This window comes from Duganella sp. Dugasp78, assembly GCF_059491455.1.
The window spans coordinates 3,896,477-3,915,471 of the sequence record NZ_CP168506.1 but is presented as its reverse complement, the minus strand read 5'-3'; the positions used below and the strand labels follow the sequence as shown (position 1 = coordinate 3,915,471).

Sequence of the window (18,995 nt, the reverse complement as noted above, 5' to 3'; positions counted from 1 at the left end):
AGGATTGACAGATACCTGCCACAGGCCTACACTCCCCGGCGAGACGGTTTAGCTAACGCTTCGGCAACCCTTCTAAGCGCTCAATTTGCAGTATGATTACGATTTTCCCGGACCGGCACCGGTCCTGCTTCGAGAACGTTTTAATTCCCACTTTGGAGATTCATCATGGCTAAAACCCCAATGCGTGTTGCTGTCACCGGCGCCGCCGGTCAAATCGGTTACGCTCTGCTGTTCCGCATCGCCAACGGCGACATGCTGGGCAAGGACCAACCAGTCATTCTGCAACTGCTGGAAATCGCCGACGAAAAAGCCCAGAAAGCCCTGAAGGGCGTCATGATGGAAATCGACGACTGCGCCTTCCCGCTGCTGACCGAGATGACCGCCCACTCCGACCCGATGACCGCCTTCAAGGATATCGACGTCGCCGTGCTGGTGGGCGCCCGTCCACGCGGCCCAGGCATGGAACGCAAGGACCTGCTGGAAGCGAACGCCCAGATCTTCACCGTGCAAGGCAAGGCGCTGGATGCGGTCGCATCGCGCAACGTTAAAGTACTGGTGGTCGGCAACCCAGCCAACACCAACGCCTACATCGCCATGAAATCGGCGCCGTCGCTGCCGGCCAAGAACTTCACCGCCATGCTGCGCCTGGACCACAACCGCGCGCTGTCGCAAGTGGCCGCCAAGACCGGCACCGCCGTCAAGGACATCGAAAAGCTGTGCGTATGGGGCAACCACTCGCCAACCATGTACGCCGACTACCGCTTCGCCACCGTCAACGGCAAGGCTGTCAAGGAACTGATCAACGACCAGGAATGGAACGCCAACGTGTTCCTGCCAACCGTCGGCAAGCGCGGCGCGGCGATCATCGAAGCGCGCGGCCTGTCGTCGGCAGCGTCGGCCGCCAACGCAGCAATCGACCACGTGCATGACTGGGTGCTGGGCACCGCCGGCAAGTGGACCACCATGGGCGTTCCTTCGGATGGTTCGTACGGCATCCCTGAAGGCACCATGTTCGGCTTCCCGGTGACCACCGAAAACGGCGAATACAAAATCGTCCAGGGCCTGGAAATCGACGCGTTCTCGCAAGAGCGCATCAACCTGACGCTGAAAGAACTGACCGAAGAGCGCGAAGGCGTCAAGCACCTGCTGCCAGCCTAAGTTCTGACACCACCGCACGTGGAACCGGTTAAACCACCGATCCGCCGCACCCGCCGCGCTGCCGAGAGCAGCGCGGCGTCCGTTTCTACTCAAGATTCCCGCATGCACCCATCCGAGGTTTTATTCCAGGGCAATCGCCAGCCGCTGCTGCTGCCGGCCTGCGACCATTACGCCGGCTCCGAAAAGCTGATGCGCAAATCGATCGCCCTGCAACAAGAGCTTGGCCCCCTGTTCGACATCACCCTCGATTGCGAAGACGGCGCCAGCGCCGGCAACGAGGAAGCCCACGCCCGCCTGGTGACGGAGCTGCTGCTGTCGGACGAGAACAAATTCAACCGCATCGGCGCCCGCGTGCACGATGTCGCCAGCCCGTTCTTCGCGCAGGACGTGGAGATCATCTGCGCCGCCGCCCATCGCCTGGCCTACCTGGTGCTGCCCAAGGTGCACGGCGCCAAGGAGGTGGCGGCCGCCATCAAGCTGATCAACACCCACGCCGCCAAGGCCGGCCGCAAGGACCTGCCGGTGCACGTGCTGATCGAAACCCACGGCGCGCTGCGCGAGGCCTACGACATCGCCGCCCTGCCCCAGGTGCAGAGCCTGTCGTTCGGCATCATGGATTTCGTCTCCTCGCACTACGGCGCCATCCCGGCCAGCGCGATGCGCACGCCGGGCCAGTTCACGCACCCGCTGGTGGTGCGCGCCAAGCTGGAGATCGCCGCCGCCTGCCACGCGCACGGCAAGGTGCCGTCGCATAACGTGACCACCGAGATCAAGGACACGGCGGTTGCCGCCAACGATGCCCAGCGCGCCGCCGCCGAATTCGGCTACACGCGCATGTGGAGCATCCACCCGAACCAGATCAAACCAATTATCAAGACCTTCACGCCGCGCCTGTCCGAGGTCAGCGAGGCGGCCGCCATCCTGCTTGAAGCAGAGGCGAAGCAATGGGGGCCAATTTCCCAAAACGGGCGCTTGCACGACCGCGCAAGCTACAGATACTATTGGACCGTTTTACAGCGCGCCAAGCTGGCCGGGCTGAGCTTGCCCGAGTCCGCCATCGCGCTGATGAACGGCAGCCCCACCGACCCCACACTGGAAACACCATGATGTCCATCTCCAAACTACTCCTGGCCTGCAGCTTCGCGCTGGCCTCCCTGACCCTGGCCGCCGGCGCGCAAGCGCAGACCGCCGCGCCAGCCAAGAAAGCCGTCAAGAAGGCGGGCAAGTCCAAAGCCGCCGCCAAGCCGGCCGAAGCCAAGACGCCGGACGAGGAAGCCGACGAGCCGGTCGTCACCGATTCGGCCGTGACCGAGTTCAACTGCGAACTGGGCAACAAGATCACCATCTACACCAACGCCAACGACGATGCGCACATCGCGCTGCGCTGGAAGAAACGCCTGCACCGCCTGACGCGCGTGGGCACCACCACCGGCGCCCAGCGTTTCGAGAACCATTTGTACGGCCTGGTCTGGATCGGCATTCCCGCCAAGGCCATGCTGCTGGACTCCAAGCAGAACCGCCAGCTGGCCAACGAGTGCCGCGATGCCGAGCAGCTGAAGCCGGTTGCCGTCAATGCCTCGGAGCCGACCAGCACCAAGGTCACGTTCCACTGATGTAGTTCCAAATAAGTTCCAAATAAGTTCCAAAAGGGGCGCGCCGGCACGGGCGCCAGCACCACGGTTTTAACTTCAATAATAGACGATACCCACGAAGGAGAGGTCATGTCCCGCAACACTCTGAACACGCTTAAGGATTTCAACATTTCCGGCAAAAAGGGCAAGTTCTACTCCCTGCCAGCCCTGGAAAAGAGCCTGGGCGCCAAAATCTCCCGCCTGCCGGTATCGATCCGTGTTGTGCTGGAATCCGTGCTGCGTAACTGCGACGGCAAGAAGGTCACCGAGGAACACGTCAAGCAGCTGGCCAACTGGGGCGCGACCGCCGACCGTACCGACGAGATCCCGTTCGTGGTCGCCCGCGTGGTGCTGCAGGACTTCACCGGCGTGCCGCTGCTGGCCGACCTGGCCGCGATGCGCAACGTCGCCTACAAGATGGGCGTGAACGCCAAGAAGATCGAACCGCTGGTGCCGGTTGACCTGGTGGTCGACCACTCGGTCACCATCGACCACTTCCGCGAAAAGGGCGCGCTGGACCTGAACATGAAGCTGGAATTCTCGCGCAACAACGAGCGCTACCAGTTCATGAAGTGGGGCATGCAAGCCTTCGACACCTTCGGCGTCGTGCCTCCGGGCTTCGGCATCGTCCACCAGGTCAACCTGGAATACCTGGCGCGCGGCGTGCACAAGACCGCTGACGGCGTCTACTACCCGGACACCCTGGTCGGCACCGACTCGCACACCACCATGATCAACGGCATCGGCGTGGTCGGCTGGGGCGTGGGCGGCATCGAGGCGGAAGCCGGCATGCTGGGCCAGCCAGTCTACTTCCTGACCCCGGACGTGATCGGCGTGAACCTGACCGGCGTGCTGCGCGAAGGCTGCACCGCGACCGACCTGGTGCTGACCATCACCGAACTGCTGCGCAAAGAGAAAGTCGTCGGCAAGTTCGTCGAGTTCTTCGGCGCAGGCACCGAGACGCTGTCGCTGACCGACCGCGCCACCATCGCCAACATGGCGCCTGAATACGGCGCGACCATGGGCTTCTTCCCGGTGGACGACGCCACCGTCGAATACTTCGAAGGCACCGGCCGCACCAAGGACGAGATCGCTGCGTTCGCTTCGTACTTCAAGGCCCAGGGCCTGTACGGCGTACCGAAAGCCGGCGACATCGACTACACCCGCGTGGTGGAACTGAACCTGACCAGCGTTACCCCATCGCTGGCGGGTCCTAAGCGTCCACAGGACCGTATCGAAATCGGCAACGTCAAGAACAACTTCACCGAACTGTTCTCGAAGCCGACCACCGACAACGGCTTCAACAAAAAAGCTGAAGACCTGAACAAGACCTACACCACCACCAACGGCGTGAACGTGAAGAACGGCGACGTGCTGATCGCCGCGATCACCTCGTGCACCAACACCTCGAACCCGAGCGTGCTGCTGGCCGCCGGCCTGCTGGCCAAGAAGGCTGTCGAAGCCGGCCTGACCGTGGCGCCGCACATCAAGACCTCGCTGGCGCCTGGCTCCCGCGTTGTGACCGAGTACCTGACCGCCGCCGGCCTGCTGCCATACCTGGAGCAACTGGGCTTCGGCGTGACCGCCTACGGTTGCACCACCTGCATCGGCAACGCCGGCGACCTGACCCCGGAACTGAACGCCGCCATCAGCAGCAACGACATCGTCGCTTCGGCCGTGCTGTCCGGTAACCGCAACTTCGAAGCGCGTATTCACCCGAACATCCGCTCGAACTTCCTGGCATCGCCACCGCTGGTCGTGGCCTACGCCATCGCCGGCAACATGACCGTCGACCTGATGACCCAGCCTGTCGGCAAGGGCAAGAACGGCAAGGACGTGTACCTGGGCGACATCTGGCCGACCTCGAAAGAGATCGCCAAGCTGATGAAGTTCGCGATGAACTCGAAAGTGTTCAAGTCGAACTACGCCGACGTCAAGGGCAACCCGGGCAAGCTGTGGGAACACGTGTCGTCGACCGAAGGCAATGTCTACAACTGGCCAGCGTCGACCTATATCGCCGAGCCACCGTTCTTCGACGGCTTCGAGATGACCCCGAAAGCGGCCGCCACCGGCATCACCGGCGCGCGCGCGCTGGGCGTGTTTGGCGATTCGATCACCACCGACCACATCTCCCCTGCCGGCTCGATCAAGGAAGACGGTCCAGCGGGCAAATGGCTGCTGGCTAACGGCGTGATGAAGGCGGACTTCAACTCCTACGGCTCGCGTCGCGGCAACCACGAGATCATGATGCGCGGCACCTTCGCCAACGTGCGTATCAAGAACAAGATGATCCCTGCCAAGGCGGACGGTTCGGCGGTCGAAGGCGGCATCACGATTCACCAGCCAAGCGGCGAACAGCTGTCGATCTACGACGCGGCGATGAAGTACGTGGCCGAAGGCACGCCTACCATGGTGTTCGGCGGCGAAGAGTACGGCACCGGCTCGTCGCGCGACTGGGCAGCCAAGGGCACCCAGCTGCTGGGCGTGAAGGCTGTGATCGTGCGTTCGTTCGAACGTATCCACCGCTCCAACCTGGTCGGCATGGGCGTGCTGCCGCTGCAATTCATCGGCAACGACAGCGTTGAATCGCTGGGCATCACCGGCAAGGAAGTCTACGACCTGAAGGGCCTGGAAGGCGAGATCAAGCCACAGCAACTGGCTACCCTGGTCATCCACCGCGAAGGCAAGCCGGCGCAGGAAGTCAAAGTGCTGCTGCGTATCGACACCCCGATCGAAGTCGACTACTACAAGCATGGCGGTATCCTGCCATTCGTGCTGCGCCAGCTGCTGGCCGCGTAAAAAGTTAGTTGCTTCACTGAAGACGCCGGCTAGTCCGGCGTTTTTTTTTACCCCGCCAGCAAGGGGTCTGACCCCGCGGGGTCAGACCCCGGCATCCGGGCTGCGGGTTTCGTTTGGGGGTTTACTGCCCCGCCCACCCGAATCAACTACAATACGGTTCATAAGGGTTATCATCTGCATGACTGATCCGCTTTATCCACTTTTATGAGACTCTTATTGCGCTATGCGTCGTCCAAATAAAGATTCATCCCATAAGTTGTCTGCCGAGAGCCAGCGCCTCGTCACCTATGCCCTCGCTGTAGGGCAGGCGGCCAGCCGTATCGAAGAGCGGGCCTGGGAACACAGCCTCGATGCGCAACTTCATAAACTCCTCAAGACCGGCCACCAGGAAACCGTCGACTCGACCTTGAACAGCCTGTTCAAGGAAGACCTGAACGCGTACGACGTGTTGATGGACAGCGTGGAAGCGGTCAGCGAATCGAGCAGCATCACCGTCGAGACCGACGGCGTCGCCAAACAGTACGACGTACTGCTGGTGGCCGCGCCGATCCTGGCGTGGACCCGCTTCGCCATCGCATCGGGCGCGATCCCGGCCGATATCCTGACCACGCTGTCGGCGCACTTCTCGGCCCACCTGCTGGCCGACGGCACGCACATGGCGATGTCGCCGACGCTGTTCTCGATCGACCAGCTGCCGCGCAGCCACGTCGAGACCTACGCCAAGGTGCACAAGCTGGCCCAGGCCGCGCTCAAGGGCACGGTGCTGAAGGCCGACACCAAGGTGCCGGAGACGGCGCCCTTCCTGGCCGACACGCGCTACCTGCTGGTGGCCGTGGTGGCGCCGGCGGGCGGCCCGCTGTTCCGCTGGCAGATGCCGGCCAACCAGGCCAACTTCGTAGCCGAGCGCACCAACGCGCTGGAGCAGTGGCGCGCGCAGGTCACGCCGACCATCAACCGCCTGCTGCCGGGCTGCGGCGTCGAGCTGCTGCTGCCGGAGGCTTACTACATGGCCTGCCGCGAGGCGGACAAGCTGATCCGCCCGGTGTCGATCCGCGCCGCCGTGCACTACCTGACGCATACGCTGGCGGTCGAGCCGTCCGAACTGCGCGCGGTGATCGCCGGCTTCGGCGAGGAAAACGCCGACGGCCAGATCGACGAGTACCGCGTGGCGTTCACGCAGCGTTCGTCGCCGGATGTGATCTACGGCGTGGTGTGGCCGCTGTACGGGCAGGAAGATGAGGAAGGCACGCCGCCGGAAGGTCCGCTGCAAGGCGGCCCGGGCGGCGTGCTGCAGCAGCCGGTGACGCCGGTGGAGGAAATCATCCGCCACCTGAACGAGGCCGGCATCACGCAGATCAAGAAGCACAATGAGCGCTTCGTGGCAGAGTTCTGCGACGACTGCGGCGCGCCGCTGTTTGCCGACCCGGTCGGCGAACTGGCGCACGCGGAAATGCCCGAGGATACGCCTACCGGCACCGAGCACTTCCACTAACGGCACGTCATACCCGCGAAAGCGGGTATCCATGCCGCGCATCTGCGGACATGTCGTATGGGTTCCCGCCTGCGCGGGAACGACGGCTTGGCCTTACCAGGCTGAATAAGGGTGCTTGATCAGGCTGGAGTTCAGGTAGCGCAGGTCGTCGGTGACTTCCTCGCCGACCCAGTCCGGCTTGTCGAACGCCTGGTCCTCCGAGCTCAATTCGATCTCGGCCACGACCAGCCCGGCGTTCGCGCCGAGGAACTCATCGACTTCCCAGACGTTGCCGGCGTAGTCGATACGGCGGCGGTATTTCTCGATCAGTGGCTGCTCGCACAAGCCATCCAGCAGCTCGGCCGCGTCGGCCATTGGAATCGGATACTCCCACTCGCCGCGCGTGGCGCCGACGTTGCGGCCCTTGATCGTCATCACCGCCCGCTCGCCCTCGATGCGCACCCGCACCACGCGGTCCTTGTGCGACGACAGATAGCCCTGGCGAAAAAACACCGGCTCGCCAAGGCTCTTCCACGCATCGCCGCGCAACAGGAACTTGCGCTCGATTTCTACGCCCATCTCAGGCGTCCAGCGACAGCAGGATAGGCTGCAGGATGGACGCGCCCAGCGCCGCGCTGCGGGCGCCGTTCCAGCCCACGTGCGGGTCCGGCAGGTCGGCGTTGTCCTTGAACGGCATCTCCAGCGTCAGCGCCAAGCAGCCGAAATGGTGGCCCACGTACTTGGACGCCAGGGTCAGCATGTCTTCCTTGTACTTGCTGGCGGCGTAGCCCACCTTGTCCTGGAAGTCCGGCGTGGCGTTCTTGTAGCGGTCGATGAAGTCCTGCTGCTTGACGCGGCGCTCCTCGCTGAAGTTCTCCAGCATCTCGTTACCGGCCACGAAGTTGTACGGCAGCGCCTCGTCGCCATGGATGTCGAAGAACATATCGATGCCGGTTTCGTGCATCTTCTGCTTCACGTACAGCACTTCCGGGCTGCGCTCGACCGATGGCGTCATCCACTCGCGATTGAGGTTGGCGCCCGAGGCGTTGGTGCGCAGGTTGCCGCGCACCGAGCCGTCCGGATTCATGTTCGGCACGATGTAGAACACGCAGCGCTGCAGCAGCTTGCGGGCGATGGCATTGGCGTCGTCCAGCAGCGAATCGATCAGGCCTTCGATGAACCACTCGGCCATCGATTCGCCCGGATGCTGGCGCGCGATGAACCAGATTTTCTTTTCCGCTTCCGGCTTGCCGATGACGACCAGGTTCATGTCGCGGCCGTCGATGGTGTTGCCCAGGTCGAGCACGCGGGCCAGCGGATGCTCGGCCACTTCGCCCAGCAGGCGCAGGTGGCGCTCGAACGAATACGGCTCGAAGTAGGCGTAGTAGACGCTGTCGGTTTCCGGCGTGTGCTTGATGGTCATGACCTCGCCGTCGAAGGCGGTCGGCACGCGGAACCAGTTTTCGGTGTCGTAGCTGGCGACGGCCTGGTAGTCCTCGTAGCCTTTCGCGTAGGTAGCCTGGCCGGCGTTCAGGAAGCGCATGCGCACCTGCTGGCCGCGCGCGCCCTGCAGGCGGAAGTGGAACCACTGGTGGATGTCGGCGTGCGAGTCCTTGCGCAGATTCAGTTCGATCTCCGCCGCGCTATCCGCGCGCAGCACCTCGATGGCGCCGGAGTCGAAGTTTTGGCTGATTTTGATGGTCATGTTGATCCAATATTAAGTGAATACCGATGACGCTATTTTACCAGCGGCCGCCCATTACGGCGGCGGCAGCTCGTGGATCGCTATGCCTTCGATCGGGTCGATATCGCGGTCCCACGGCCGCAGCGCGATCATGCGCTGGGTGTCCTCGTAGCCGGCCTGCCAGCGGGCGCGGATGCCGGCGGCGCTGAAGTCGATGTCCTTGGTGTGGTCCTCGTTGCCGACGCGCGGTGCTTTCAGCGACACCACATGCATGGTGGTGCCGCAGCCCCACGCCGCCAGCTCGCGCACCTCGGGCGACATCGCCGCCTCGTCCGACAGGTGCAGCGTTAGCTGGCGGATCACGTGGCGCAGCCGGTGCAGCTTGCGCTGCTGCTCGATGTTGCTGGCGCGGCTGGCGTACTGGATCTCCTTGTACTTGTCCAGCACCTGCAGCATGCTTTGCGGCTCGCTGCCGTCCGGGTTCCACACCTGCACCGAGAAGATCACCGAGCTGCGGCGCGGCTCGTCGTCGAGCACCGCCTCGATCGGCGTGTTGGAATAGATGCCGCCGTCCCAGTAGGGCTGGCCGTCGATGCGCACGGCCGGAAAGGCCGGCGGCAGCGCGCCGGACGCCATCACGTGCGAGGCGCTCAGCGTCTCCTTGCGGCTGTCGAAATAGCGCATGCCGCCGGAGCGCGCGTTGACCGCGCCGACCGTGAAGCGGGTATCGCTGTTATTGAGCAGGTCGAAATCGACCAGCGTATCGAGCGTGGTGCGCAGCGGCGCCGTTTGATAGTAGGACGCCTGTTCGACGCCGACTTTGGCGTCGGGATTCCACCACGAGGAGAGATTGGGTTCGAAGAAGGCCGGTATGCCCTGCCCCATCGTCACGGCGTTGGCCAGCACGCGCGGCATGACGGAAAAACCCAGCGCGTTCTGCTCCATGCGGTGCCAGAACTGGCGCAGCCGGTCCATGCGGTAGCGCGGCTCGTTGCCGGCGATGATGGCGCCGTTGATGGCGCCGATGGAGGTGCCGATCACCCAGTCCGGCTCGACGCCGGCTTCGTGCATGGCCTGGTAGACGCCCACCTGGTAGGCGCCCAACGCGCCGCCGCCCTGCAGCGCCAGCACGACTTGTCCCGGCATCGACGGCGACGACAGTTGGGCGGGTTTGCGATTCAAGTGTGACCTCCGGAAGGTGACGGGCTGCGCTGCACTGCACCATCCGATTGTAGTGCAATTCAGCGCCGCCCGCAGCCTTCCTTTATGCCACCGTCACGCCTTTCGCCGTCAGCGCGGCGCGCACGCCGGCGCCGTAGGCCGGATCGGCCTGGTCGAAGTGGGCCAGCTGGCGGGCGATGATCTCGGCGCTCACCTGGCTCAACGGACCGGCGATGTTGTCGAACAGGTTCTGCTGCTCCTGCGCCGGCATCAGGCGGAACAGATTACCGGCCTGGGTGTAATCGTCTTCCTTGCCGCGGCCGTCGTAGCGGGCCGCGCCGCCTTGCAGCGCCAGCGCAGGTTCGCCGTGGCCCAGGCCTTGCGGATGGCTGCCGTTCGCTTCGGTGGCCGCGTAGTTCTGCGCCGCGCCGCCGTTGGCGATGGCCATCGCGCCATCGCGCTGCTGGTTGTGGAAGGGGCAGCGCGGCGCGTTCACCGGCAGGTGCTGGTGGTTGGTGCCGACGCGGTACAGCTGGGCGTCGTGGTAGGCGAACAGGCGCGCCTGCAGCATCTTGTCCGGCGAGTAGCCCAGGCCCGGCACCACGTTGGCCGGCGACAGCGCGGCCTGCTCCACTTCCGCGTGGTAGTTCAGCGGGTTGCGGTTCAGTTCAAACACGCCCACCGGGATCAGCGGAAAGTCCTTGTGCGGCCAGACCTTGGTCAGGTCGAAGGGATTCCAGCCGGTGCGCGCTTCCCAGGCAGCCAGCTCGGCCTCGGTGGCCACCTGCAGCTTGACGTCCCACTGCGGGAAGTCGCCGGCGGCGATGGCGCCGAACAGGTCGCGCTGCGCGTAGTCCGGATCGGTGCCGGCGATGCGCGTGGCCTCGGCGGCGGGCAGGTTCTTGATGCCCTGCCTGGTCTTCAGGTGCCATTTTACGTAGACGCGTTCACCGGCGGCGTTGATCATGCTGAAGGTGTGGCTGCCGAAACCGTCCATGTGGCGGTAGCCATCGGGCGTGCCGCGGTCGGAGAACAGCATCGTCACCTGGTGCAGGCTTTCCGGCGTCTTGCTCCAGAAGTCGAACATCATGGTTGGCGATTTCAGGTTGGTCTGCGGATCGCGCTTCTGGGTGTGGATGAAGTCCGGGAACTTGATGCCGTCCTTGATGAAGAACATCGGCGTGTTGTTGCCGACCAGGTCCCAGTTGCCTTCCTCGGTGTAGAAGCGCATGGCGAAGCCGCGCGGATCGCGTTCGGTGTCGGCGCTGCCCTTCTCGCCGCCGACGGTGGAGAAGCGCACGAAGGTGTCGGTCTTCTTGCCGACCTCGGAGAACAGCCTGGCCTTGGTGTATTGGGTGATGTCGTGGGTGACGGTGAAGGTGCCGTAGGCGCCCGAGCCCTTGGCGTGGACCACGCGCTCCGGAATGCGCTCGCGGTTGAAGTGCTGGAGTTTCTCGATCAGGTGGAAGTCTTGCAGCAGCAGCGGGCCGCGCGGGCCGGCGCTGGCGGAGTTCTGGTTGTCGGCGACCGGGATGCCGGAGGCGGTGGTGATCGGTGGCTGGCTCATTGCTATGGCTCCTGGTTAATTGATAGTGAAATCATTTTAAGGAGCACATCAATAAATATAAAGTTAATTAATTATATTTAATTGATAGTTACCAGCTATCAACCAGGATTGCCGCGCAATTTTACCCCGCGTGCCGTAAGCGATACGCTGGCCGCACCACTTAGGGGTCAGACCCCGAGGGGTCTGACCCCCGCTTGGCCGTGCGGGGTAGGTTCAGGCTTCGCTGATGCGCTTGGCGATGTGGGCCAGCGCTTCCTCGACCTGGTCGACCAGGATCAGGCACAGGTCGCCCGCTTGCAGGCGGCCCAGGGCGGTGTCGATGGCGAGGAACTCGCCGTAGATCTCCTGGATGTGCGTGGTGCGCGGCGCGCCGTTCAGGCCGGAGCGCAGCAGGCCCACCACTTCGCCGTCCACGCGGCCGCGCTGGCAGGCGTCCTCGTACAGGATCACGTCGTCGAAGGCGCGGCCGAGGATCTGCGTCTGCTGCGTGATGTCCTGGTCGCGGCGGTCGCCGGCGCCGCTGATGACCACCGAGCGGCGCTTGGCCGGCATCGTCTCCACCGCCTGCACCAACGCCAGGATGGCGTCCGGGTTGTGGCCGTAGTCGGCGATCAGCGTCGCGCCCTTGTAGTCGAACACGTTGAAGCGGCCCGGCGCGTTGTCGGAATCGTTGGCGAAGGTCTTAAGGCCGAGGCGGATCGCGTCCCAGCTGATGCCCACGCCCCACGCGGCGGCGACCGACGCCATCACGTTCTCCACCTGGAAGCCGATGGCGCCGTTGCGGGTGATCGGCACTTCCGACAGCGGAATGCGCTGCGCGTTCTTGCCCTCGGCGGCGACGATATAGCCGTCTGCCACGTACACGGTGCGGCAGCCCTGCGCCAGGTGCGTGGCGATCACCGGGTGGCCGCGCTCGGCGCCGAAGAAGATCACCTTGCCGCGGCAGTTAGCCGCCATGCCGGCAACGATAGGATCGATGGCATTAAGCACCGCGAAGCCGCTCTCGGAGACGTTCTGCACGATCACGCGCTTGAGCACGGCCAGGTCTTCCACCGTGGTGATGTAGTTCAGGCCGAGGTGGTCGCCGCTGCCGATGTTGGTGACCACGGCCACCTGGCAGCGGTCGAAGGCCAGGCCTTCGCGCAGCACGCCGCCACGCGCGGTCTCGAACACGGCGGCGTCGACGTCGGGATGCAGCAGCACGTTGCGCGCGCTGCGCGGGCCGCTGCAGTCGCCGCTGTCGGTCTGGCGGCCTTCGATGTAGACGCCGTCGGTGTTGGTCATGCCGGTGCGCAGGCCGCTGGCGGTCAGCAGGTGGGCGATCAGGCGCACGGTGGTGGTCTTGCCGTTGGTGCCGGTGACGGCAACCACGGGGATGCGGCCGTTCTCGCCCGGCGCGAACATGGTGTTGACGATGGCTTCGCCGACCGCGCGGCCCTTGCCAAACGACGGCGCGATGTGCATGCGCAGGCCGGGGGCGGCGTTCACTTCCACCACGCCGCCGCGCTGGTTCTCGATTGGTTGCAGCACGCCGTCGCAGACCACGTCGACGCCGCAGATATCGAGACCGATCATCTGCGCCGCTTCCACCGCGCGCGCCGCCACTTCAGGGTGCACGTCGTCGGTGACGTCGGTGGCGGTGCCGCCGGTCGACAGGTTGGCGTTGTTGCGCAGGATGACGCGCTGGCCCTTGGCCGGGATCGAATCGGCTTCCAGGTCCTGCAGCGCCAGCCGCGCCAGCGCGATGTCGTCGAAGCGGATCTTGGTCAGCGAGGTCGAATGGCCGCTGCCGCGGCGCGGGTCGGCGTTGACGATGCTGACCAGTTCACGCACGGTGTGCACGCCGTCGCCCACCACCTGCGGCGGATCGCGGCGGGCGGCCGCCACCAGCTTGTTGCCGATGACGAGCAAACGATAATCGTGACCCGGCAGGTAGCGCTCGACCATGATGTCGTCGCGGAATTCGCGCGCCGTGTGGAAGGCTTTTGCCAGGTGCTCCTTCGACATCACATTGACCGTGACGCCCTTGCCCTGGTTGCCGTCCTTGGGCTTGACCACCACCGGCAGGCCGATTTCCTGCGCCGCCGCCCAGGCGTCTTCGACGTCTTCGACCGAGCGGCCGATAGGCACCGGCACGCCGGCCGCGTGCAGCAGCTTCTTGGTCAGTTCCTTGTCCTGCGCGATGGATTCGCCGATGGCGCTGGTGCTGTCCATTTCTGCGGCCTGGATGCGGCGCTGGCGCGAGCCCCAGCCGAACATCACCATGCTGCCTTCGGTCAGGCGGCGGATCGGAATGTCGCGCGCGACGGCGGCGCTGACGATGGCGCCGGTGCTTGGGCCCAGGCGCACGTCTTCATCCAGGTCGCGCAGTTCGTTCAGGGCGCCGGTCAGGTCGAACGGGGTGTCGGCCAGGGCAGCGTTGATCAGGTTGTGCGCCAGGGTCATCGCCAGGCGGCCGACCGCTTCCTCGCTGTACTCGACCACGGTCTGGTAGATGCCCTCTTCCAGCGTGGCCGTGGTGCGGCTGAAGGTGACCGGGCAGCCGGCCTGCGCCTGCAGGCTCAGTGCCGCCACTTCCAGCACGCGCGCCAGCGGCACGGCGTCGGTGTGGCCGGTGGTGTGCAGGGCGCCGATGGCGGGGAAGCGCGCGTGCAGGCGCTGCTCGAAGCCGGGCAGGTTGGCGATCGACTGCTCCTCGGGCGGGCACGATACGATCACTTCCACCGCCGTGTGGTGGCTCCAAAGATTCGGGCCGCGAAGGGCACGGGTGCGGATGACTTCCATAACTCTGCTTGTTCTTTCGTGATGTATCAGTGATGAGTTCGCTTCGGGTTGGTCTCGAAGGTGCGCAGGCCGGCGCCGATCAGCTCGGGCGTCAGGCCCAGCGCCCAGCCGGCGGCGATCGCGGCCAGCACGGCTTCCGGCGGCACCAGCGGCGACAGCGGCAGGCTGGCGACGTCCTCGTAGCCCTGCGCCAGCACGATGCGACTCACTTGCTGGTCCTGGCGCTGGAACACCACGCGCTTGCCATCCTGGCGGTGTTGGGCGACGGCGGCCAGGTGCTCGTCGACGCCGTAGAAAATCACTTCGCCGTCGCACAGGTCGGCCATGTCGACCACTTGCGCGTCGGCGGCGTTGAGCACCGCCACGCCGCTCGGCAGGATGACGTCGACCTGGGTGCGCAGCACGCCGTACAGCTTGTCGTGGCTGTCGATGTAGAACTCGCTGACGTCCTCGAAATCGCTGACGTCGGTGACCACGCCGACCGCGCACTTGTCGTAGGCCAGGCCTTCGGTCAGGATCATGCGGGCGCTGGCTTCGAACACGCCGGCTTCGACGTTCTTGTTGAGCAGCAGGCGCTCGCCGCTTTCCCAGTCGCTGAAGCCGTCGCGCGGCAGCAGGCGGCCGTTGACGAACAGGCCATCGGCGCAGGTCAGGCCGACCTTCTTGCCGCTGATTTGCAGCAGCCAGGCGATCAGTCTCGAGGCCATGGTGGCGCCGTGCTTGCCGGTGATGCCGACGATGGGCATGCGGCCGCCCTCGTCCGGCGCGAACAGGTGGTCGACGATGGCTTCGCCGACGTTGCGCGGCTCGCCGCTGGCAGGCTTGAGGTGGGCCAGCAGGCCCGGGCTGGCGTTGACTTCGATGATGGCGCCGCCCTGCTCTTCCAGCGGACGCGAAATGTCGGCCGCCACCACGTCGATGCCGGCGATGTCCAGGCCGACCACGCGCGCGGCCAGCGTGGCCATCGCGGCCACCTGCGGGTGCACCTGGTCGGTGACGTCGAAGGCGACGTTGCCGTTCGGCTGGATCAGCACTTTCTGGCCGTCCTGCGGCACGGAATAGGCGGTCATGCCCTGGCGCTCCAGCTCCAGGATGATCTCGGCGCCGTGCTCCGGCGCCAGCGCGTTCAGCGGCGCATCCTCGGTGGTGCCGCGGCGTGGATCGGTGTTGATCTGGTCGTCGACCAGTTCGACGATGTTGGATTTGCCGTCGCCGGTGACCCACAGCGACTCGCCGGCGGCGGCGGCGATCAGGCGCTTGCCCACCACCAGCAGGCGGTGTTCGTTGCCGGCAATGAAGCGCTCGACGATCACGCTGGTGCTGTCGCCCTTGCGCGCGGCCAGCGCGTAGGCGGCCTTGACGTCGGCTTCGGTCATCAGGTTGAGCGACACGCCGCGGCCGTGGTTGCCGTCATACGGCTTGACCACCACCGGCACGCCGATGTCCTGCGCCGCTTCCCACGCCGCTTCGGCGCTGGTGACCAGCTCGCCTTCAGGCACGGGCACGCCGCAGGAGCTCAGCAGCGACTTGGTCAAATCCTTGTCGCTGGCGATGCCTTCGGCGATGGCGCTGGTTTGCTCGGTCTCGGCGGTCCAGATGCGGCGCTGGCGGGCGCCGTGGCCCAGCTGCACCAGGTTGCCGTCGGTCAGGCGGATCGACGGGATCTTGCGCACGGTGGCGGCGTCGACGATGTTGGCGGTGCTCGGTCCCAGGCACACCGACTCGACCAGGTCGGTCAGGTCGATGACGGTGGCGGCCAGGTCGTAGGGCTGGTCTTCGATCATCGCCATCAGCAGGTCGCGGCCGGCGGCCAGCGCGGCGCGTCCCACCTGCTCCTGGCGGGTGCGGAAGGCCATCTTGTACAGGCCGGTGCCGTCGCCGATCTGGCGCGTCTTGCCGAAGCCGGTCTTCATGCCGGCCAGGTTTTGCAGTTCGAGCACCACGTGTTCCAGGATGTGGCCGGCATAAGTGCCGTCGCGCAGGCGCTCCAGGAAGCCGCCGTGCTCGCCCACGCCGCAGCGGTGGACGATCAGCCCCGGCAGGATCGCGGTCAGGCGCTCATACAAGCCAGGCAATAAATTCGATGGGAAATTCTCCAGTTCGCCAATATCCAGCCAAGCCTCGATCACCGGGCGATAGGTCCAGATGTTGGGGCCGCGCAAATGGGTTACGCGGAGAACTTCTATGTCTTTCTTCTTGGTCATGTTTCTATTCTTGTATCTTTGTTATCAGCCGTGGCCAGCCCGCGCCGTATTTTAACCTCTGTACCACCGCTGGCGGCCAAATTGCATTTGGCCGACCCAGCGCGTGCGTTATACTTGCCGCCAACAAAACACTGGTGCTTCTTGATTTCTATCAAGGATGTCACCCATGACAGAATACCGTAAATAAAGCACTTATATCAGTCGCAACATCCACTAGTACCGCCTTTGTTCCACCTTTTTCGCCACTGGAGTACGCTGCACGATGACAACAGAACAACTTTCCTCCAACTCCAGCCAGAGCGAGCTTCCTGAACGCTGGCGTTCCGAGATACAGGCACAACTTTCCCAAGGGGAAAACGTTGTAAGTGCCCTGGAGGTTGACCTGGACGAACAACTTCGTTTCTCCAAGGGAGTAATTGTCGTCACCGAGCGCGGCGTGCTGGCGCGCGCGCCGGGCCGCAGCGACTGGCAACGTTGGCCTTTCGCCAAGGATATGCTGCTGAAGCACCACGACCACGCGGGCGTCGGCCACCTGGAGCTGGTCAACGGCAGCGGCCGCCTGGGCGCGTGGCGCTTCACGCTGGGCCAGAACCTGCATGCGATCCGCCTGGTCGAGCAGTTCGGCGCGCACCGCGACAGCCATGCGCTGGGCGTGCCGGTGGTGCGCGAGGAAAAAAACGTCTGCCCGAGCTGCAAGGCGCCGCTCGAGCCGGAACAGGAAGAGTGCCCGATCTGCACCAAGGTGGTCTACACGCCGCCGTCGACGTGGACGCTGTTCCGCCTGTGGCGCTTCGCCAAGCCGTACCGGCTGCCGCTGGGCTTCGGCTTTGCGCTGATGCTGCTGTCGACCGGCGCGCACATGATACCGCCCTACCTGACCATCCCGCTGATGGACAAGGTGCTGATCCCCTACCAGAACGGGGCGCCGGTCGACACCTCGCTGGTGGCGCTGTACATGTCCGGCCTGGTGGGGTCGGCGGTGCTGGCGTGGATACTGGGCTGGGGCAAGACCTATGTGCTGGCGCTGGTGTCGGAGCGCATCGGCGCCGACCTGCGCACCGAGACCTACGACCACCTGCTGCGGCTGTCGCTGGAATACTTCGGCGGCAAGCGCACCGGCGATTTGATGTCGCGCATCGGCAGCGAGAGCGATCGTATCTGCGTGTTCCTGTCGCTGCACCTGCTGGACTTCGCGTCGGACTGCCTGATGATCATCATGACCGGCGTGATCCTGTTCTCGATCGATCCGTGGCTGGCGATCTTCACGCTGCTGCCGCTGCCGTTCATCGCGTGGCTGATCCACGTGGTGCGCGACCGCCTGCGCACCGGCTTCGAAAAGATCGACCGCGTGTGGGGCGAGGTGACCAACGTGCTGGCCGATACCATCCCCGGCATCCGCGTGGTGAAGGCGTTCGCGCAGGAGTCGCGCGAAGCGTCGCGCTTCCGCACCGCCAACAAGCACAATCTGGCGGTCAACGACAAGCTCAATAAAATCTGGTCGCTGTTCTCGCCGACCGTGTCCTTCCTGACGGAGCTGGGCCTGCTGGTGATCTGGGTGTTCGGCATCTACCAGGTGTCCAAGGGCCATATCACGGTCGGTGTGCTGTCGGCCTTCATCGCCTACTCCAGCCGCTTCTACGGCCGCCTGGATTCGATGAGCCGCATCGTCTCGGTGACGCAAAAATCGGCGTCGGCTGCCAAGCGTATCTTCGATATTCTCGACCACGTGTCGTCGGTGCCGGAACCTGCCAATCCAGTCAAGCTGGCCAAGGTCGATGGCAACATCACCTTGCGCGAAGTGGGCTTCCGCTACGGGAACCGCGCCGTCAACCGCGGCATTTCGCTCGACATCAAGGCCGGCGAGATGATCGGCCTGGTGGGCCACTCGGGCTCCGGCAAATCGACGCTGGTCAACCTGATCTGCCGCTTCTACGATGTCTCGGAAGGCGCGATCATGCTCGACGGCGTAGACATCCGCTCGTTCGCGGTGTCGGACTACCGCCGCAACATCGGCCTGGTGCTGCAGGAGCCGTTCCTGTTCTTCGGCACCATCGCCGAGAATCTGGCCTACGGCAAGCCGGAGGCGACGCGCGCCGAGATCATCGCCGCCGCCCGCGCCGCGCATGCGCACGAATTCATTTTGCGCCTGCCGCAGGGTTACGATTCGATGGTCGGCGAGCGCGGACAGGGCTTGTCCGGCGGCGAGCGCCAGCGCATCTCGATCGCGCGCGCGCTGCTGATCGATCCGAAGATCCTGATCCTCGACGAGGCCACGTCCTCGGTCGACTCCGAGACCGAGAAAGAAATCCAGCGCGCGCTGGAGAACCTGGTGCAGGGCCGCACCACGATCGCGATTGCGCACCGCCTGTCCACGCTGCAGAAGGCGGACCGCCTGGTGGTGCTGGACCGCGGCGTGGTGGTGGAGGAAGGCGCGCACGACGACCTGATGGCGCGCGAAGGCGCCTACTTCCGCCTGTATCAGGCGCAGGCCCGCAACGTCGACACGGATCTCGACGACAGCGGCAGCAAAGAATAA

General features: G+C 64.7%; 12 protein-coding genes. 6 read left to right on the top strand and 6 right to left on the bottom strand.

Annotated features, from left to right (window positions below):
- Positions 1 to 165 precede the first annotated feature (165 nt).
- The 5 genes from ACEN9O_RS17340 to ACEN9O_RS17320 all read left to right on the top strand — a co-directional run bounded on the left by ACEN9O_RS17340 (position 166) and on the right by ACEN9O_RS17320 (position 7,080).
- On the top strand, positions 166 to 1,158 hold the full coding sequence (locus ACEN9O_RS17340; RefSeq protein ID WP_495613100.1) for a malate dehydrogenase: 993 nt from the start codon (positions 166 to 168) through the stop codon (positions 1,156 to 1,158).
- Between the two features lie 102 nt (positions 1,159 to 1,260).
- Positions 1,261 to 2,265, top strand: a complete 1,005-nt coding sequence (locus tag ACEN9O_RS17335) for an HpcH/HpaI aldolase/citrate lyase family protein (protein WP_495613099.1) — start codon at positions 1,261 to 1,263, stop codon at positions 2,263 to 2,265.
- Positions 2,265 to 2,771, top strand: coding sequence for a hypothetical protein (locus ACEN9O_RS17330; protein WP_495618500.1), 507 nt, complete (start codon positions 2,265 to 2,267; stop codon positions 2,769 to 2,771). Before ACEN9O_RS17335 ends, ACEN9O_RS17330 begins: the two co-directional genes overlap by 1 nt.
- A 108-nt stretch (positions 2,772 to 2,879) precedes the next feature.
- Positions 2,880 to 5,588, top strand: coding sequence for an aconitate hydratase AcnA (gene acnA, locus ACEN9O_RS17325; RefSeq protein ID WP_495613098.1), 2,709 nt, complete (start codon positions 2,880 to 2,882; stop codon positions 5,586 to 5,588).
- 223 nt (positions 5,589 to 5,811) lie between these two features.
- Positions 5,812 to 7,080, top strand: a complete 1,269-nt coding sequence (locus ACEN9O_RS17320) for a DUF2863 family protein (RefSeq protein ID WP_495613097.1) — start codon at positions 5,812 to 5,814, stop codon at positions 7,078 to 7,080.
- Between the two features lie 93 nt (positions 7,081 to 7,173).
- Here ACEN9O_RS17320 and ACEN9O_RS17315 read toward each other — a convergent pair whose 3' ends face one another.
- From ACEN9O_RS17315 to ACEN9O_RS17290, 6 genes are all read right to left on the bottom strand, one after another.
- On the bottom strand, positions 7,174 to 7,638 hold the full coding sequence (locus tag ACEN9O_RS17315; protein WP_495613096.1) for a CYTH domain-containing protein: 465 nt from the start codon (positions 7,636 to 7,638) through the stop codon (positions 7,174 to 7,176).
- A gap of 1 nt (position 7,639) precedes the next feature.
- Positions 7,640 to 8,764, bottom strand: coding sequence for a M14 family metallopeptidase (locus ACEN9O_RS17310; RefSeq protein ID WP_495613095.1), 1,125 nt, complete (start codon positions 8,762 to 8,764; stop codon positions 7,640 to 7,642).
- A 54-nt stretch (positions 8,765 to 8,818) separates the two neighbouring features.
- A complete protein-coding gene (locus tag ACEN9O_RS17305; RefSeq protein ID WP_495618499.1) occupies positions 8,819 to 9,889 on the bottom strand; it encodes a patatin-like phospholipase family protein in 1,071 nt (356 codons plus the stop codon).
- Between the two features lie 118 nt (positions 9,890 to 10,007).
- A complete protein-coding gene (locus ACEN9O_RS17300) occupies positions 10,008 to 11,471 on the bottom strand; it encodes a catalase (RefSeq protein ID WP_495613094.1) in 1,464 nt (487 codons plus the stop codon).
- Positions 11,472 to 11,684: 213 nt separating this feature from the next.
- A complete protein-coding gene (cphA, locus tag ACEN9O_RS17295) occupies positions 11,685 to 14,255 on the bottom strand; it encodes a cyanophycin synthetase (RefSeq protein ID WP_495613093.1) in 2,571 nt (856 codons plus the stop codon).
- A 26-nt stretch (positions 14,256 to 14,281) separates the two neighbouring features.
- Positions 14,282 to 16,459, bottom strand: coding sequence for a cyanophycin synthetase (locus ACEN9O_RS17290; RefSeq protein ID WP_495613092.1), 2,178 nt, complete (start codon positions 16,457 to 16,459; stop codon positions 14,282 to 14,284).
- A gap of 262 nt (positions 16,460 to 16,721) precedes the next feature.
- On the opposite strand from ACEN9O_RS17290, the gene ACEN9O_RS17285 reads away from it, so the two are divergent.
- A complete protein-coding gene (locus tag ACEN9O_RS17285) occupies positions 16,722 to 18,995 on the top strand; it encodes a cyanophycin metabolism-associated ABC transporter (RefSeq protein WP_495613091.1) in 2,274 nt (757 codons plus the stop codon).

Excerpts from the sequence above, each read along its gene's own strand:
- ACEN9O_RS17340 (WP_495613100.1), top strand. The coding sequence starts at position 166 with ATGGCTAAAACCCCAATGCGTGTTGCTGTCACCGGCGCCGCCGGTCAA.
- ACEN9O_RS17335 (WP_495613099.1), top strand. The coding sequence starts at position 1,261 with ATGCACCCATCCGAGGTTTTATTCCAGGGCAATCGCCAGCCGCTGCTG.
- ACEN9O_RS17330 (WP_495618500.1), top strand. The coding sequence starts at position 2,265 with ATGTCCATCTCCAAACTACTCCTGGCCTGCAGCTTCGCGCTGGCCTCC.
- acnA (WP_495613098.1), top strand. The coding sequence starts at position 2,880 with ATGTCCCGCAACACTCTGAACACGCTTAAGGATTTCAACATTTCCGGC.
- ACEN9O_RS17320 (WP_495613097.1), top strand. The coding sequence starts at position 5,812 with ATGCGTCGTCCAAATAAAGATTCATCCCATAAGTTGTCTGCCGAGAGC.
- ACEN9O_RS17315 (WP_495613096.1), bottom strand. The coding sequence starts at position 7,638 with ATGGGCGTAGAAATCGAGCGCAAGTTCCTGTTGCGCGGCGATGCGTGG.
- ACEN9O_RS17310 (WP_495613095.1), bottom strand. The coding sequence starts at position 8,764 with ATGACCATCAAAATCAGCCAAAACTTCGACTCCGGCGCCATCGAGGTG.
- ACEN9O_RS17305 (WP_495618499.1), bottom strand. The coding sequence starts at position 9,889 with ATGCCGGGACAAGTCGTGCTGGCGCTGCAGGGCGGCGGCGCGTTGGGC.
- ACEN9O_RS17300 (WP_495613094.1), bottom strand. The coding sequence starts at position 11,471 with ATGAGCCAGCCACCGATCACCACCGCCTCCGGCATCCCGGTCGCCGAC.
- cphA (WP_495613093.1), bottom strand. The coding sequence starts at position 14,255 with ATGGAAGTCATCCGCACCCGTGCCCTTCGCGGCCCGAATCTTTGGAGC.
- ACEN9O_RS17290 (WP_495613092.1), bottom strand. The coding sequence starts at position 16,459 with ATGACCAAGAAGAAAGACATAGAAGTTCTCCGCGTAACCCATTTGCGC.
- ACEN9O_RS17285 (WP_495613091.1), top strand. The coding sequence starts at position 16,722 with ATGACAACAGAACAACTTTCCTCCAACTCCAGCCAGAGCGAGCTTCCT.